We start from the raw sequence: 15,353 nt of genomic DNA, 5'->3' as shown, positions 1-15,353 counted from the left end.
CTTCCGTGTTTCGGTTACTCTTGTCTGCGATTGCAGATCGCGTTCGCAGGAGAGGTTATGAAGCGCAGAAGTTTTCTCACCACAGGTGCCGCCGCCGTCGCAGCCCTCGGATCCACAGGATTTGTCGAAGCTGCCGCAAAGTCCACGACGCGGGATGTCGAGGGCAAGGGACTTGTCTTCCCGCAGGGATTTCTGTGGGGATCGGCGACTGCCTCCTACCAGGTAGAAGGCGCGATTCACGAAGAAGGCCGTGGCCCATCGATCTGGGACACCTTCTCGCACACGCCCGGCAAGACGCACAACGGCGATACGGGCGATGTAGCCGACGACAGTTTTCACCTTTATAAAAAAGACATCGCGCTGATGAAGGACCTCGGTCTCACCGTGGTGCGCTTCTCGATCGCCTGGCCGCGCGTCTTTCCCAACGGCACCGGCACACCCAATCCGCAGGGCCTGGACTTCTACAACCGTATTCTGGATGAGTTGCATGCGAACGGCATTGCGCCCTACTGCACGCTCTACCACTGGGACCTGCCGCAGGTGCTCGAAGACAAGGGCGGCTGGCAGAACCACGACATTACCAAGTGGTTCGCGGATTACTGCGGCTATGTGGCGGGCAAGCTCTCGGACCGCATCAGCCACTTCATGACGATGAACGAGATGCGTTCGTTCGTGGAGATCGGTTACGGCGGTGGACGCCATGCTCCCGGTCTGAACGTTTCGCGTGGCAAGCTGGCGCAGGTGAGGCATCACGCGGTGTTGGGCCACGGCATGGCGGTGCAGGCGATTCGCGCTGCGGCGAAGAAGGGCACGAAGGTCGGCCTGGCAGAGAACTGCGAGAATGCGGTTCCTGCGATCGAGACGCCCGCGAACGTTCATGCAGCCGAGATTGCCTTCCGCGAAGAGAACGCGATGTACATGACCGTGATCCAGGAGGGTCGCTACACGGACCACTATCTTGCAAACCTCGGCGCGGACGCACCGAAGTTTACGCCGGAGGAGTTGAAGATCATTGCTTCGCCGCTGGATTTCGCCGGTCTCAACTGCTACACGGCGACGCCCGTCATCGCGGACGATACGCCGCTTGGCTACATGCACGTGAAGAATCCGAAGAGCTATCCGCACATGGCTTCGCCGTGGCTGTATATAGGTCCCGAGGCGTTGCGCTGGGCGCCGAAGTTCGCGGCCAAGCTGTGGGGCGTGAAAGAGATCTACATCACGGAGAACGGCTGTTCTGCGGATGATGTGGTGGACAGCAAGGGATGCGTTCTGGACTCCGACCGCGTCATGTTCCTGCGCCAGTATCTGACGCAGCTTCATCGCGGCATCACGGAGGGAGCACCGGTCAAGGGGTACTTCCTTTGGAGTCTGCTGGACAACTACGAGTGGGCCGACGGCTATGAGAAGCGCTTCGGGATTACCTATGTCGACTTCGCAACGCAGAAGCGGACGCCCAAGCTCTCGTCCGACTTTTACAAGAACATCATCGCGCATAATTCGCTCGTATAACCCAGGGGAGAACGATGGACCGTCGCAGTTTTTTGAAGACCAGTGGAACCCTCGTCGCAGGTGCGACGGTAGCAGCAAAGGCTGTTGCAGCACCTGCCAGCATGCAGAGCGGACGCACGATCCTTCCGATCAATCGCGGTTGGCGCTATCGCAACACGAACACGGCAGAGGCGCATCAGCCTGGGTTTGACGACTCTACGTTTGCCGAGGTGACGGTGCCGCACACGAATGTTCGCCTGCCGTGGCATGGCTTCGATGACCGCAGTTACGAGTTCGTCTCGGTCTACCGGCGCATGCTGAAGGTTCCTGCGGATGCGAAGGGACGCCGTGTCTTCGTGGACTTTGAAGGCGTCATGACGGCGTCTACGGTTTACCTGAATGGCAAGCGGCTGGGAGAGTATCGCGGAGGCTACACACCCTTCAGCTTCGAGTTGACGGAACATCTCGACCCCAGTGGAACGAACCTGCTTTCGGTTGCGGTGGATTCGACGGAGCGCAAGGACATTCCTCCCTTTGGCTACGAGGTCGATTACCTCACCTTCGGCGGCATCTACCGCGAAGTTGCTTTGCGCATCGTGCCGCAGACTTTTCTCGAAAACATTCATGTGCAGCCGAAGAACGTTCTCGGCGCCGCTCCGACGGTGGATGTGAATCTCTATCTCGAACGTGCCGCGAACTCCACGCATGGCCCGCTCTCCGTTCGCGCAGAGTTGCGGGATGGCGAGCGCGTCCTGGCCAAGGCGGCAGGGAAGATCGCACAGCCCGCCGTGAAGCGGCACAACGCCACCGACGACGATCAGGCGAATGGAGCGATGGCGTTTAATCCTGCTACCGACGCGCCGACGGCTACGGTGACCTTCGATAAGCTTGCAGGGAAGTTCGACCTCTGGAGTCTGGACCATCCGAAGCTCTACACGGTGCATGTCGAGGTGCTGGAGAACGGCAAGGTCATCGACGAAGATGCGCGCCGCATCGGCTTCCGTGAGGCGATGTTTACGGAGCAGGGTTTCTCGCTGAACGGCAAGATCGTGAAGCTGCATGGTCTGGATCGCCATCAGACGTTTCCGTGGGTGGGGCAGGCGATGCCCGCGCGTGCGCAGCGGCAGGACGCGAAGATCCTTCGCCAGGACCTGCGCTGCAACATCGTCCGCACCTCACACTATCCGCAGAGCCGACACTTTCTGGACGCCTGCGATGAGATGGGTCTGCTGGTGCTGGAAGAGATCCCGGGATGGCAGCATATCGGCGACAAGGCATGGCAGGATGTTGCCGTGGACAACGTTCGCCGCATGGTGCGCCGCGACTGGAACCATCCCTCGGTGATTCTTTGGGGCGTGCGCATCAACGAGTCGCGGGACAACCACGACTTCTACACGCGCACCAATGCGCTCTCGCACGCGCTGGATACGTCGCGGCAGACGGGCGGCATCCGCTACTTCCAGGAGTCGGAGTTCCTGGAAGACGTCTTCACGATGAACGACTTTGGCTGGCCGCTCAAGAAGCCCAACCATCCGCGTTACCTGAACACGGAGTTTGTCGGCCACACCTATCCGACGAAGACGATCGACCAGGAAGAGCGGCTGCGCGAACACACGATCCGTCACGCGCGCGTGCACGATCAGCTTGCCAGCGATCCGCAGTATGCGGGCGGCATTGCATGGTGCGCCTTCGACTACAACACGCACGACAACTTCGGCTCCGGTGACCGCATCTGCTACCACGGTGTGATGGACATCTTCCGCACGCCGAAGCCCGCGGCGGGCTTCTACAAATCGCTCTGCGAACCTGCGGAGGAAATTGTCATCGAACCCGCGTTTCACTGGGCGAAGGGTGATGAGTCTATCGGCTTTACGTACGCCCTGATCAGCTCCAACTGCGATCACCTGAAGCTCACGGTGACGAATGCGAAGGGCGAGTTTGTTGTCGGTGAAGGCGATCCGGACCGTAAGCAGTTTCCTAGCTTGAAGCATCCGCCGTTCTCCATTCCGGTGGAGATGAAGGAGGCTGTCTGGGGCGATCTGCGGATTGATGGATACATTGGCGGCAAGCTGGCGCTCTCCAAGAAGTACAGCGGCAAGGGTGTGGATCAGGAGTTTGTCCTGGTGCCGGATGAGACGACGCTTGTGGCGGATGGAGCGGATTCGGTGCGTGTGGTCCTGCGTGTGAACGATGAGTTCGGTAAGATCCGTCCCTTTGCGGCGGATGCGATCGAGTTCACGCTGGAGGGCAATGCGGAGCTGATCGGTGACAATCCGTTTGCGCTTGTGGGTGGGACGGGTGCGATCTGGGTCCGTGCGGGTGAGGTGGCGGGGACGGTGACGTTGAAGGCGAAGCATCCGACGCTTGGGGTGCAGAGCGTTGCGTTTACGTTGACGCCGGGAGAAGCTGAGATTGCTTAGGCTGCCCAAAAACTGGGTGCCCCGTACATCGCGTTTTTTGCGATGTGCGGGTGGGACGCTTGTGGTTTTATAGGTTCGCGCTTTCGCGCGAATACCCATGTCCCAAAAGCGGGACATGGGGCATCCGGGTTTGGCTTCCTGATAAATCCGATTTGTGCGCTCTGCGCGACCCCACTTTCAAAGAGCGCGAAAGAATGGGGCACAAAGGCAAAAGCAGATCCCTATGGGATGACAAAAAATGATGTTGCGTTCTAGTGGCTGGCGGCGGCGCTTTCGAGGACGGCGGTGGGTACGGTGCCTGTGATCAGAACGCGGTCCTCGTGGCGATCGATCTTGAGTGAGTTCAGCAGATCGCGTGTTGCCATGTCTTCCGGCGTCGTTGCGGTCTGCGGAGCGAAGCCGCGCACCAGGTTCAGCAAGGTGCTGAGATTCAGTTCTGTGTGCTTAGCGATGTCTTCCGAAGGAGCGATCTCTTCCACGCGCAGATGGAGCGAGCCGCGGAAGGTGACCGAAGCGATCAGCTCCGTATCTTCGCCGAGCGGAAGGGTGAGGCCGTAGACCTTGATTTTTCCATTGTCGGAGAAGGGAAGACCGACATGGCCGATGCCCCAGGCCAGAGCGAAGATCGGTACTTCGCGATAGCGCGCGGAAAGAAGCGAAGATCCTGAGAAGGGCGAGGCTGCGGAGGCGTAGCGGTCGATGATGGAGTGGATCTGTTCGACCGTGGGCATGTTGGACCCGGCCACCATGTCGTATCCGAGCGTCGTCACGCGGAAGCTGCGGCCTTCCACAGGAATGGTGTAGATCGTGTGTCCTGCGTAGGTCTCGCGCGAGGTGGCGTTGGCGTCGAACCATGCCAGGAGCCGGTTCGCATCGAAGCGGCCTTCCATGACCTCGGAGTAAGCCACGGGACCGTTCGGTCCGTTGGGATCGGGCATGCGATGGAGCGAAAAGGCGGCGCGGTCGAGGTCGCGGTCGAAGCGGATGCCGGTGGCGTCGAGGAACTTCTTGTACTCGGGCGAGGGTGTGATGGGCTTCTGGTCAAAGCGCGAGGCGGCGCGGATCGGCTTCAGGTTGAAGTAGACGATGGCGTCCGACTCGGGCAGAAGACGGGCCACCTCTGGTGGCGCATGGAAGCGAAGGAAAACGGCCACGCCAATGAGGGCGAAGATGGAGAGCGCGATCAGAACGGAGTAACGTGTGCGGCGGCGCATCTGCCCCTTTATACCGCTTCTGCGGCCTCGGCGTGGAAATGATAGAGAAAGTTCGTCTGGAATCTGTTACGGATCGGCTGTTGGCACCTCAGGCTTTCTCCGAGAGTTTCTTTTCAAAGACCAGGGAGGTTTTGACCTCGCGATACCCGTCCCGCAGATAAAACCGGTGTGCGGCTTCGCGTGTGCTGCGGGAAGTGACACGAATGCGCTCCAACCCGTGCTGCCGGGCCCAGATCTCTGCTTCTTCACAAAGCCGCCGGCCTATGCCCGCCCCGCGTATGCCATCTTTTACGACCAGGCCTCCGATGAGAGCGAAGGGAGGTGTCTGGATGCGGTTTTCGACCGACACCTCAATCCAGCCGACGACCTCTTCTTCCGTGCAGGCGACGAAGGCAGCCTGATGATCGGTGCGCGTTCCGAGGCATTCGATCCAGACGCGCACGGCTTCGGGACTGCGTTCGTAGCCGAGCTGCCATGCGAGCCGGGAGATCTCCAGGGCATCCTGGAGCTCGGCGTGCCGAATGGTCAGATCTGGGGAGGAGGTATCCATCGCACTATTATCTCGCTGGAGTATCTCGCTGGAGCCAAAGGTTTGGCGACGGGTCTAGAATCTGCAACAGAATGGAGCCCATAGACCCGATGGATAAGCGAGATTTTCTGAAGGGGTCTGCCGCGCTGGCAGCCACGATGGCCGTTGCAGGGATTGCAGATGCGACGGATTCTCCTGCGCCAACGCCCGTGCCGCGCGAAAACTGGAGCGGGACGTTTCACTACCACACCAACAAAGTACTGCAGCCTGCGAACGTTGCCGAGGTGCAGGATGCTGTGCGCAGTGTGAACCATGCGCGCGCCTTGGGGACGCGGCACTCCTTCAACGGCATTGCGGATTCCACGGTGGCGCAGATCTCCACGCTGGGGCTGAAGGATGTCTTGCTGGACGCGGCGGCGAAGACGGTGAAGGTCGGTGGAGGCATCAAGTACGGCGAGTTGGCGCAGCAACTGGATGCCAAGGGATTTGCACTGCATAACCTCGCATCGCTCCCGCATATCTCGGTGGCCGGATCCATTGCCACGGCGACGCATGGCTCTGGTGTACGCAACGGCAATCTGGCGACGGCGGTTTCGGCGATCGAGTTGGTCGCAGCGGATGGCGCGGTGCATACGCTTTCGCGGGCGAAGGATGGCGAAGAGTTTCTGGGCGCTGTGGTTGGCCTGGGCGCGCTGGGTGTGGTGACGCATGTGACGCTGGATGTGCAGCCGAGTTACCAGATGACGCAGGTGGTCTATGAGGATCTGGACTTCGGCCAGCTGGAGCATAACTTCGCAGCCATTATGGGAACGGGCTATAGCCTGTCGCTGTTTACCAACTGGCAGAAGCACCAGGCGTGGGAGGTGTGGATCAAGCGCCGCGTCGACCAGGGTGGGGACGCCACGCCGCCGCCGATGTTCTACGGTGCGACGCTGGCGACGAAGAAGCTGCATCCCGTTGTGGGCCAGTCCGCCGAGAAGACGACCGAGCAGATGAATACCGTCGGCAAGTGGTACGAGCGCCTGCCTCACTTCAAGATGGAGTTCACGCCCTCCACGGGCAAAGAGATCCAGACGGAGTACTTCGTGCCCTTCGAGCACGCGTATGAGGCGGTGCTGGCCGTGGAGAGTCTGCGTAAGCAGATTACGCCGCACATTTTTGTGACGGAAGTTCGCGCCATCGCGGCGGACGACCTCTGGATGAGCATGGCGTACCAGCGGAAGTCGCTTGCGATCCACTTCACATGGAAGCCGGAGTGGGAGGCGGTGCAGAAGATCCTTCCGCAGATCGAAGCGAAGCTGGCTCCGTTCCAGGCGCGTCCGCATTGGGCGAAGATGTTTGCGTTGAAGGCGGCGCAGATCGACAAGCTTTACCCGAAGGCCAACGACTTCAAGGCGCTGGTGGCCAAGTACGATCCGCAGGGCAAGTTCCGCAACGAATTTCTGCAGACGGTTTTATTTGGATAGACGAGACTACTTGCTGACGGCAAAGGTGTAGATCTTTCCGGCGTTGGCCATGCCGCGGACGTTGGCGCCGCCCGGCGGCAGGACGCCGTACTCGCCGGGCTTGATGTCGGCGGGGAGGCTGAACTGAAACATGTGCGGCGCTACTTTTTTTGCAACGAACAGCAGGGAGTCGCGGTCCGCGCCGGTCTGCGTGTGGAAGACATTTCCCGTTTCGGTACGGAACTCGCGGTTGTCCTGGTGCTGGCGGAAGTGGATCAGGAGATATTCCTCGGCTTCGACTCCAGCGGGTGCGAAGAGCAGGACCTGGTCGCCTGCCTTGAGTTCCAGCTTGGCCGAGGGGCCGTTGACGTGGCCGTTCATATCCTTTTTCACAATGTTGTTGGTCAGCACGCTTTTTAGGGCGCCGCCCTGGCGATAGTTCACCAGCTCGAGGGGCATGTTCTGCCACTGGGCGTCGTGGTCTTTGTAGTAGACGCCGATGTCGTCCACGTTGGGAGAGACGGGGGTAAGGTTTACCGGAGCCTCAGGAGTGTGGGTTGCGAAGCCGGAGTTCTTCGCCTGCATGGCCGCGATGACGGCCGGAGCTACCCCTGCGCTCTTCAGGGCGATCAGATCGTCGGGGCCGGTGGCGTAGTGGCCTACGTGCGAACGCACGGTCTCCAGGATGATGGAGTCCTCCAGGCCGGCCTTCGTCATCTTGATGACGGTCTGGTTATTCAGGCCCGTCTGCGCGGGCGGCGGTGGGAGCGGGCCTTCGACGGGCTCCTGCGCGTGCAGGGAGGCGGTCGTCAGGGCGAGTGCCAGAAGGGTGGAGCGGAGTCGCATAAGACCTCGGAGGGTGGCTGAGCCGCCAGCATACCATTGGACGATTCAGCCGCCACTCCGTGTACGGACGCTTTATAACAGCGAGTTACCAGGGAACGATGCCTTCGTTGTTGGTGTACCCGCCGGTCGGGCCTTCGTCGGGGATGAGGGCCATGCGAACGGTCTCGGCAGCGCCTTCTTCTACGGTCTGGTGGCCGCTGTTTCCGTTGATATCGGTCGCGGTGTAGCCGGGATCGACGGTGTTGACCTTGATAGAAGTGTCCTTCAGTTCGTAGGCGAGCTGGATGGTCATCATGTTGAGGATGGCCTTCGAACCGTTGTAGCCGATGGGCTTGTATGCGGCGAAGGGCCAGTTTGGATCGGCGTTCTGGGTGAGAGAGCCGAGACCGCTGGAGACGTTGACGATCCGTCCGGATTTTGACTCGCGGACCAAGGGAAGAAAGGCCTGCGTGACTGCAAGTACGCCAAAGAAGTTGACCTCCAGAACGCGGCGGACGGCGTCGATCTCGGCGGTGCCAGGAAGACCGTCCTTGGGATCAATAATTCCAGCATTATTGACGAGGATGTCGATGTGGCCGAACTTTGCTTTGACCTGCTCCGCCGCCTTGGCGATGGTTTCGGGCTTCGAGACGTCGAGTTCGATGAAATGGGCGTCTGCGCCGTCGGCTTTCAGCTTGGCTGTGGCGGCTTCGCCGAGTTCGGGGTTGCGGGCGGTGACGAGGACCGTGATGCCCTCTTTGCCGAGCTGGCGGGCGACCTCGTAACCGATTCCCTTATTTGCGCCCGTAATCAGGGCGATATGACCTTTGTGAGACTGTGCCATGGTGTGCCTTCTCCTGCGTATCAGAGCGGTGCAGGCGTGGGCGGGATTCAGAATGATGGCCCAGAAAGGGAAGGGAAATCCGGATCTGCTGTGGACAGAGGCTTCGGGATCTTGTGGTAATCTTCTAGGTAAGCGCTGCGCCAAACGGGCAGCGCAAACGTCTGTTTGGGCTGGCGTAGCTCAGCTGGTAGAGCATCTGATTTGTAATCAGAGGGTCGGGGGTTCAAGTCCCTTCGCCAGCTCCAGTTTCTGCCCACACAGGCGGTCGGATTTGGTAGGACTGCGTTTGCGTTTCTGCAGGGTCTCCTTCCCAGCATGAGGTACTTTCCCCCGTTGCGGCGTCTGCGCGCGTGGAGAAGAGCTGGACAGGAGCTTGCAGGGTCAGGGCGCAGGATGTGCACAGGTGGCCGAGTGGTTAATGGCAGCAGACTGTAAATCTGCCACGCTAAGCGTTACGGAGGTTCGAATCCTCCCCTGTGCACCATTTTTTGTACGGCCAGGCGGTAGCACCATGAATGGACCGGGATCACAGCAGCGAATGTTCGTTGCGCTTGCGGTGATCGCCTTTGCGGCGCTGGGAGTTTGGCGCACAATGGAGCCCGGGAAGTACAGGTCTTTGGTCTGGGTATTGTTAGGGTTCTTCGCATTTCGTGTTCTGATTGGCCGGGTGAAGGCAAGCAGAAGCGAAACGCGGTAGGCTGGTAGAGCGGTAACCGGGTGGCTTTGGCTTCCCGATCGTCGCTCCGGCAGCAGGTAGGCTGATGTAGCTCAGTGGTAGAGCACTCCCTTGGTAAGGGAGAGGTCATGGGTTCAAGCCCCATCATCAGCTCCAGAAATTTAGCTTTTAGCCATTAGCTCTTAGCTCTTAGCTTCAATGAACGAGCTAATGGCTAGAAGCTAAAAGCTCATAAGGTGCGGGAGTAACTCAGTGGTAGAGTCACAGCCTTCCAAGCTGTTGGTCGCGGGTTCGATCCCCGTCTCCCGCTCCAGATTTTGAAGTGAGGTTGTAAGCGTCGCATGTATGAGCAGGCAGTCATCCCGGTAGAGAATGCGCAGCAGTTTGGCGCAGTAAAGCAGGCGGTCGACGCGGCGTTTTCGTCGTCCAAGGTCGATGATTTTTTGCGCGCGCTGAAGAGTGCCAAGCTGCGCATACGCGACTTTGAAGATGTGTTGAAGGCTGGCAAGCTGGGCTCCACGACGGGAAGCGACTATGCCCGTCTCGGCAACGGCGATCAGGGTATGATCCGCGAGCTCTACCTGAGCTTGCTGGAGAAGGTCGATCCGGAGCTTCGGCGTAAATATCTGAAGGTCTACGCGTACTACTGAGACGCAGATCCCATAAATTTTCGGAGCGATCGTTGCTTCGACATCAGTTCACCCAAGGGCTTCGCCTGTACGGCAGGGCTCAGATAACCAGGAGACGAGAGCAACATGGCGAAGGAAAAGTTTGACCGGTCTAAGCCGCACGTAAACGTAGGAACGATTGGTCATATTGATCATGGCAAGACGACGTTGACGGCGGCGATCACGAAGGTATTGTCGAAGCACAACCCGAAGAACAGCTTCCGTTCGTTCGACACGATTGACAACGCACCGGAAGAGCGCGAGCGCGGCATTACGATTGCGACCTCGCACGTGGAGTATGAGACGGCGAACCGTCACTATGCCCACGTCGACTGCCCGGGCCACGCCGATTACATCAAGAACATGATCACGGGCGCAGCGCAGATGGACGGCGCGATCCTCGTGGTGGCAGCGACCGACGGACCGATGCCCCAGACCAAGGAGCACGTTCTCCTGGCGCGCCAGGTAGGCGTACCGTACATCGTTGTGTTCCTGAACAAGTGCGATGCTGTGGAAGACACGGAGCTGATCGACCTGGTCGAGATGGAAGTGCGCGAGCTTCTGAGCAAGTATGACTTCCCTGGCGACGACGTTCCCGTGATCCGCGGCTCTGCCCTCGGCGCTCTGAACGGCGAAGCGCAGTGGGAAGCCTCCGTAGACGAGCTGATGGCCGCTGTGGACGCGAACGTTCCCCAGCCTGACCGTCTCGTGGACCTGCCGTTCCTGATGCCGATCGAAGATATCTTCTCGATCTCCGGCCGCGGAACTGTGGTGACGGGCCGTATCGAGCGTGGCCGCATCAACGTGGGTGGACCTGCGGAGATCGTTGGCTTCCGCGAGACGCGCCAGACGGTTGTGACGGGCGTTGAGATGTTCAAGAAGCAGTTGGACGAGGGTCTTGCGGGCGATAACGCTGGTCTTCTTCTACGCGGTATCGCGAAGGAAGATGTGGAGCGCGGCATGGTGTTGGCCAAGCCGGGATCGATCACGCCGCACACGACGTTCAAGGGCGAGATCTATGTTCTTTCGAAGGAAGAGGGCGGACGTCATACCCCGTTCTTCGACGGCTACCGTCCCCAGTTCTACTTCCGGACCACGGACGTGACGGGATCGGCAAAGCTGCCAGCAGGTACAGAGATGGTGATGCCGGGCGACAACATCTCGCTGGAGATCACGCTGCACACGCCGGTGGCGATGGAAAAGGGTCTGCGCTTCGCCATCCGTGAGGGTGGACGTACCGTCGGAGCCGGTACCATCTCCGAGATCATCAAGTAAAGAATCACCGACGGGGAGGTAGAGGCGAAACGGCCTCCACCCTCCCCGAAGGGCGTAGTAGAAGCAAAAGTGCCACTTCAGGCATAATAGAGAGAGGAAGAGTGCGGCCTGACCGCTCTTCCTTTGGAACACAACTCAGGATTCGGCAGCAGGGGTCGTTAAGCCCTGCGTCGCGGCGTGTCAGGAGTAATCCAGCACGACTGCTTGCCAACCGTTGTGGTTGGTCACGTTAGAAGGAGATTCATCATGCGCGAAATTGTCACTCTTCAGTGCCCGGACTGTAAGAACCGGAACTACTCAACGACGAAGAACAAGAAGACCACCACGGGCCGTCTTGAGTTCAAAAAGTTCTGCAACTTCTGCCGCAAACACACCCCTCACCGGGAAACAAAGTAGTTCTTAGTTTTTTAGTTGCTAGTTTATTAGTGGTTACGTTTCTTCCAACAACTAAGAACTAGCAACTGCAACATAGGGGCGTAAGCTCAACGGTTAAACTGTCGGTCTCCAAAACCGAACTTCTCGGTTCGAATCCGAGCGCCCCTGCCAGTTTCGATTCAACGAAGGTAACAAAAGAGGCAATATGGCCAAGGCAATCGCAGTGGCGGAAACTTCCAATGACGGTATGGATCGGCTGAAGAGCGGACCGGCGCGTTTGCGCACCTTCCTGGAAGACGTCCGCAATGAGACCAAGAAGCTTTCGACTCCGACCGGTGCAGAAGTCAAGTCGACTACGATCGTCGTTCTCGTCACCGTGTTTGTCTTCGCGGCTTATTTTGCCGTCGTGGACTACATCGCGAGCCACACCGTAGGTGCATTGCTTGAGAAGCTGACACAGCACTAAGATGTTGTGCACCTAACGAACGAGATCTGAAGTGAAGGACACCATGGCAGACGAATTGAATCCGGTAGAACCAACCGCAGTAGAAACGCCCGCGCCCGCTGTTGAAGGCGCCGAGACGCTGCCACCGCCGGTGAACGAAAAATTCAAGTGGTACATCATTCACGCCTACTCCGGCTTCGAGCGCAAGGTCAAAGAGTCGCTTGAGAGCCGCATCCAGGCTTACGGTCTGCAGCACAAGATCGGCCGCGTGATGATTCCCACGGAGCCTGTTACCGAGGTTCGTAACGGCAAGAAGTACGTCATCGAGCGCGTCTTCCTTCCCGGCTACGTGCTGGTGGAGATGGACCTCGACAACGACCTCTGGCACACCATCAAGAACACGCCCCGCGTCACCGGATTCCTCGGTACCGGAGATTCACCGGTTGCGCTCTCCGAGCAGGAAGTCAGCTCCATCATCTTCCGCACCGATGTTTCGAAGGACAAGCCGAAGCTTAAGGTGAAGTTCGAAAAGGGCGAGATGGTCAAGATCACCGACGGCCCGTTCGCCAACTTCAACGGCGCGGTCGACGATGTGAACGAAGACAAGCAGACCCTGAAGGTCATGGTCTCCATCTTCGGTCGTTCCACGCCGGTAGAGATTGAATTTTCGAAGGTAGACAAGATTGTCGAGTAGTTGGTAAGGCTTGTACTTCCCCGGGCTTGCGTGGCTTCTACCGCCGCCCTGGGATAGCCGAAGCGGCAACTCGAACCAACCCGGACTGCGGCGGAAAACGCGGCCCATCAAATAAGGAAGAAACCAATGGCACCGAAGAAGATCACAGGTTACGTCAAGCTCCAGGTCATGGCCGCCAAGGCAACGCCCGCGCCCCCAATTGGTCCCGCGCTCGGTCAGGCGCAGGTCAACATCATGGAGTTCTGCAAGCAGTTCAACGACCGTACCAAGGCACCGGAGATGGCGGGTCTTACGATCCCCGTTGTCATCACCGTCTTCGCCGACCGTACTTTCACCTTCGTCACCAAGACGCCGCCCGCGGCCGTCCTGCTGAAGAAGGTTGCCGGTCTGGCCAAGGGATCCGGTACACCGAACAAGGACAAGGTCGGCAAGGTCACTGAGGCTCAGATTCGTGAGATCGCGACCCAGAAGATGCCTGACCTCAATGCCAGCTCGGTTGAGACTGCAATGAAGTCCATCCGCGGTACCGCCCGCTCCATGGGCATCGAAGTCATCGGCTAATCTGCACCATGTATTCAGCAAAGCGGAACGCCCAGGCGTTCCGCTTTCGCCGTTTTGCGACTAGAGTCTCGAATGGATGCGCGCGTCGCGCCTCGTGCGCTAGGATGCTAGTCATTATGCGCTTCTCACACATCGCCGCACTCGCCCTCCTTGCAGCGCCGCTTGTTTCGACAAACGCAATGGCGCAGACCGCCGCCACCGGACAGGACGCCTTCCACGACTGGAACCAGCAGAAGCCTGGAACCCGCGTCCATCTCACCGTTCAGGATCTTCCCGCACCGAATCCAGAGGAGTCCGTGGACAACGGCCCCTCGGTCGTCCCGCGTCCCGAGGGCGCTACTCCGGTTGCGCCCGAAGGCTTTACCGTCTCCCTTTATGCGCAGGGGGACTTCAATCAGCCCCGCCTGATCCGCACCGCACCCAATGGGGACTTCTTTCTCGCAGACTCCGGCGCAGGTAAGGTCATCGTCCTTCGCGGCATGAAGGCGGATGGCTCTGTCGCCGAACGGATGGATTTTGCCACAGGTCTGGATCATCCCTTTGGCATCAACTTCTACCCGGCGGTGAATCCCAAGTGGGTGTATGTCGCCAACACGACTTCCGTCGTCCGCTTTGCATATAAAGCCGGGGACATGAAGGCCTCCGGTGCGCCGGAGACCGTGGTTCAGACGCTGCCGGGATACGCCCAGCTTCGCGGCGGAGGTCACTGGACGCGCGATGTGGTCTTCTCCAAGGATGGCAGCAGGATGTTCGTCTCGGTCGGTTCGGGGTCGAACGTGGACGACACCGAGATCTGCGAGGGTGGAACGAACAAGGCCGTGGATGGCACCTTTGATCGCGAACAATGTTCCGGCAAGATTGTTCCTAATCCCAAGGAGTTCCACCGCGCCGATGTGCTGGAGTACAACCCGTCCGGCAAGTTCACCAAGGTCTACGCCTACGGCATTCGTAACTGCGTGGGCGAGGCCATCAACCCGATCACCGGGCAGCTCTGGTGTTCCACCAACGAGCGTGACCGTCTGGGCAATCACCTTGTGCCCGATTACATCACGCACGTCGAAGAGGGTGGTTTCTACGGCTGGCCGTGGTACTACATGGGCCAGCAGCAGGATCCGCGCCATGCGGGCAAGCATCCCGAGCTGAAGGCGAAGGTCATTACCCCGGATATTCTGGTGCAGCCCCACATGGCCTCGCTGGAGATGCTCTTCTACAACGGCAACATGTTCCCCGCGAGCTACACGGGAGACATCTTCGCCGCCGAACATGGCAGCTGGAACCGCAAGAACCGCGCCGGGTACGAGGTCGTTCGCGGCATCGTGAAGAACGGTAAGGCTACCGGTGAGTATGAAGACTTCCTGACGGGCTTTCTCACACCGGACGGGCAGGTCTGGGGTCGTCCTGTAGGTGTCACGGTCGCCAAGGATGGTTCACTTATTGTGGTGGAAGATGGTGCCAAGACGATCTGGCGGGTTAGCTATACGGGCAAGAAGTAGGCGAATCGTTCTAAGCGGTGACGCTCCGGCCTAGATATAGCCGGAGCGTCTTTGTGTGTTCTTCTGTGTTCTTCTTCGTGGAACGTGCACACCGCTACATCGCTGACGGCAGAGGCGGAAATCTTAGCCTGCTATGCTTTTGCTGGAGCGAGGTGAACGGGGTGGAACCAACTAAAATGCAGAGAAGGCCAGCCTGGTCGGTGGTGCTTTTTCTCATCGCTGGTTTTTCCATTTTGTTTACTGTCCCGTACTTCATCCCACAAGCCTGCCTTATCAGAGGCCTATCTTCTTGGCTACAACACCTCTGCGGGTCTCGCGATTCTGTTGATCTTCTCGCTGGCCTTCGGTATCTTCACGCGAGGGTTTGGGCTTTCCCTTCCCATTCCGGTTCCCATTCAACG

The 15,353-nt window shown here is 59.1% G+C and carries 14 protein-coding genes and 5 tRNA genes; 15 read left to right on the top strand and 4 right to left on the bottom strand.

The features are described from left to right. Positions 1–57: 57 nt before the first annotated feature. Both ACIPR4_RS17195 and ACIPR4_RS17190 read left to right on the top strand, forming a co-directional pair. Entirely contained in the window at positions 58–1,509 is a 1,452-nt protein-coding gene (locus tag ACIPR4_RS17195) for a GH1 family beta-glucosidase (RefSeq protein ID WP_013569939.1), read from the top strand. A 14-nt stretch (positions 1,510–1,523) separates the two neighbouring features. Then, positions 1,524–3,908 carry a glycoside hydrolase family 2 protein gene (locus ACIPR4_RS17190; protein ID WP_013569938.1) on the top strand — a complete coding sequence of 795 codons (2,385 nt, stop codon included), beginning with the start codon at positions 1,524–1,526 and terminating at the stop codon, positions 3,906–3,908. Positions 3,909–4,159: 251 nt separating this feature from the next. Here ACIPR4_RS17190 and ACIPR4_RS17185 read toward each other — a convergent pair whose 3' ends face one another. After that, positions 4,160–5,122, bottom strand: a complete 963-nt coding sequence (locus ACIPR4_RS17185; RefSeq protein WP_013569937.1) for a hypothetical protein — start codon at positions 5,120–5,122, stop codon at positions 4,160–4,162. 88 nt (positions 5,123–5,210) lie between these two features. Beyond that, the gene (locus ACIPR4_RS17180) at positions 5,211–5,672 is read right to left on the bottom strand and encodes a GNAT family N-acetyltransferase (protein WP_013569936.1); all 462 of its coding nucleotides are present in this window, start codon (positions 5,670–5,672) and stop codon (positions 5,211–5,213) included. A gap of 89 nt (positions 5,673–5,761) precedes the next feature. On the opposite strand from ACIPR4_RS17180, the gene ACIPR4_RS17175 reads away from it, so the two are divergent. After that, complete coding sequence (locus tag ACIPR4_RS17175) at positions 5,762–7,117, top strand: D-arabinono-1,4-lactone oxidase (RefSeq protein ID WP_013569935.1); 1,356 nt, start codon at positions 5,762–5,764, stop codon at positions 7,115–7,117. Positions 7,118–7,123: 6 nt separating this feature from the next. Here ACIPR4_RS17175 and ACIPR4_RS17170 read toward each other — a convergent pair whose 3' ends face one another. Both ACIPR4_RS17170 and ACIPR4_RS17165 read right to left on the bottom strand, forming a co-directional pair. Then, positions 7,124–7,942 carry a hypothetical protein gene (locus ACIPR4_RS17170; RefSeq protein WP_013569934.1) on the bottom strand — a complete coding sequence of 273 codons (819 nt, stop codon included), beginning with the start codon at positions 7,940–7,942 and terminating at the stop codon, positions 7,124–7,126. Positions 7,943–8,027: 85 nt separating this feature from the next. Then, positions 8,028–8,765 carry an SDR family oxidoreductase gene (locus ACIPR4_RS17165; protein WP_013569933.1) on the bottom strand — a complete coding sequence of 246 codons (738 nt, stop codon included), beginning with the start codon at positions 8,763–8,765 and terminating at the stop codon, positions 8,028–8,030. Positions 8,766–8,934: 169 nt separating this feature from the next. On the opposite strand from ACIPR4_RS17165, the gene ACIPR4_RS17160 reads away from it, so the two are divergent. From ACIPR4_RS17160 to ACIPR4_RS17100, 12 genes are all read left to right on the top strand, one after another. Further along, a tRNA-Thr gene (locus tag ACIPR4_RS17160) sits at positions 8,935–9,010 on the top strand. A gap of 152 nt (positions 9,011–9,162) precedes the next feature. Further along, positions 9,163–9,249 (top strand) — tRNA-Tyr (locus tag ACIPR4_RS17155). Between the two features lie 273 nt (positions 9,250–9,522). Next, positions 9,523–9,597: transfer RNA gene (locus ACIPR4_RS17145), tRNA-Thr, on the top strand. A gap of 82 nt (positions 9,598–9,679) precedes the next feature. Beyond that, positions 9,680–9,754 (top strand) — tRNA-Gly (locus tag ACIPR4_RS17140). A gap of 28 nt (positions 9,755–9,782) precedes the next feature. Continuing rightward, entirely contained in the window at positions 9,783–10,091 is a 309-nt protein-coding gene (locus ACIPR4_RS17135; RefSeq protein WP_013569931.1) for a hypothetical protein, read from the top strand. A gap of 105 nt (positions 10,092–10,196) precedes the next feature. Beyond that, positions 10,197–11,384 carry an elongation factor Tu gene (gene tuf, locus ACIPR4_RS17130; protein WP_013569725.1) on the top strand — a complete coding sequence of 396 codons (1,188 nt, stop codon included), beginning with the start codon at positions 10,197–10,199 and terminating at the stop codon, positions 11,382–11,384. A 246-nt stretch (positions 11,385–11,630) separates the two neighbouring features. Further along, positions 11,631–11,780 (top strand): 50S ribosomal protein L33, encoded by a 150-nt coding sequence (gene rpmG / locus ACIPR4_RS17125; RefSeq protein ID WP_013569930.1) that lies wholly within the window; start codon positions 11,631–11,633, stop codon positions 11,778–11,780. A gap of 74 nt (positions 11,781–11,854) precedes the next feature. Continuing rightward, positions 11,855–11,930 (top strand) — tRNA-Trp (locus tag ACIPR4_RS17120). A gap of 34 nt (positions 11,931–11,964) precedes the next feature. Next, complete coding sequence (secE, locus tag ACIPR4_RS17115; protein WP_013569929.1) at positions 11,965–12,225, top strand: preprotein translocase subunit SecE; 261 nt, start codon at positions 11,965–11,967, stop codon at positions 12,223–12,225. A 43-nt stretch (positions 12,226–12,268) separates the two neighbouring features. Further along, on the top strand, positions 12,269–12,898 hold the full coding sequence (gene nusG / locus ACIPR4_RS17110; RefSeq protein ID WP_013569928.1) for a transcription termination/antitermination protein NusG: 630 nt from the start codon (positions 12,269–12,271) through the stop codon (positions 12,896–12,898). 126 nt (positions 12,899–13,024) lie between these two features. Continuing rightward, a complete protein-coding gene (gene rplK / locus ACIPR4_RS17105) occupies positions 13,025–13,459 on the top strand; it encodes a 50S ribosomal protein L11 (RefSeq protein WP_013569927.1) in 435 nt (144 codons plus the stop codon). A 116-nt stretch (positions 13,460–13,575) separates the two neighbouring features. Further along, positions 13,576–14,952, top strand: a complete 1,377-nt coding sequence (locus ACIPR4_RS17100) for a PQQ-dependent sugar dehydrogenase (RefSeq protein WP_013569926.1) — start codon at positions 13,576–13,578, stop codon at positions 14,950–14,952. Positions 14,953–15,353: the final 401 nt, after the last annotated feature.

This window comes from Terriglobus saanensis SP1PR4 (genome assembly GCF_000179915.2).
GTDB classification, from domain to species: Bacteria; Acidobacteriota; Terriglobia; order Terriglobales; family Acidobacteriaceae; genus Terriglobus; species Terriglobus saanensis.
This window is presented reverse-complemented; position numbering and strand designations above follow the sequence as displayed.

Excerpts from the sequence above, each read along its gene's own strand:
- rpmG (WP_013569930.1), top strand. The coding sequence starts at position 11,631 with ATGCGCGAAATTGTCACTCTTCAGTGCCCGGACTGTAAGAACCGGAAC.
- ACIPR4_RS17180 (WP_013569936.1), bottom strand. The coding sequence starts at position 5,672 with ATGGATACCTCCTCCCCAGATCTGACCATTCGGCACGCCGAGCTCCAG.
- ACIPR4_RS17185 (WP_013569937.1), bottom strand. The coding sequence starts at position 5,122 with ATGCGCCGCCGCACACGTTACTCCGTTCTGATCGCGCTCTCCATCTTC.
- ACIPR4_RS17165 (WP_013569933.1), bottom strand. The coding sequence starts at position 8,765 with ATGGCACAGTCTCACAAAGGTCATATCGCCCTGATTACGGGCGCAAAT.
- rplK (WP_013569927.1), top strand. The coding sequence starts at position 13,025 with ATGGCACCGAAGAAGATCACAGGTTACGTCAAGCTCCAGGTCATGGCC.
- tuf (WP_013569725.1), top strand. The coding sequence starts at position 10,197 with ATGGCGAAGGAAAAGTTTGACCGGTCTAAGCCGCACGTAAACGTAGGA.
- ACIPR4_RS17100 (WP_013569926.1), top strand. The coding sequence starts at position 13,576 with ATGCGCTTCTCACACATCGCCGCACTCGCCCTCCTTGCAGCGCCGCTT.
- ACIPR4_RS17175 (WP_013569935.1), top strand. The coding sequence starts at position 5,762 with ATGGATAAGCGAGATTTTCTGAAGGGGTCTGCCGCGCTGGCAGCCACG.
- ACIPR4_RS17170 (WP_013569934.1), bottom strand. The coding sequence starts at position 7,942 with ATGCGACTCCGCTCCACCCTTCTGGCACTCGCCCTGACGACCGCCTCC.
- ACIPR4_RS17135 (WP_013569931.1), top strand. The coding sequence starts at position 9,783 with ATGTATGAGCAGGCAGTCATCCCGGTAGAGAATGCGCAGCAGTTTGGC.
- nusG (WP_013569928.1), top strand. The coding sequence starts at position 12,269 with ATGGCAGACGAATTGAATCCGGTAGAACCAACCGCAGTAGAAACGCCC.
- ACIPR4_RS17195 (WP_013569939.1), top strand. The coding sequence starts at position 58 with ATGAAGCGCAGAAGTTTTCTCACCACAGGTGCCGCCGCCGTCGCAGCC.
- secE (WP_013569929.1), top strand. The coding sequence starts at position 11,965 with ATGGCCAAGGCAATCGCAGTGGCGGAAACTTCCAATGACGGTATGGAT.
- ACIPR4_RS17190 (WP_013569938.1), top strand. The coding sequence starts at position 1,524 with ATGGACCGTCGCAGTTTTTTGAAGACCAGTGGAACCCTCGTCGCAGGT.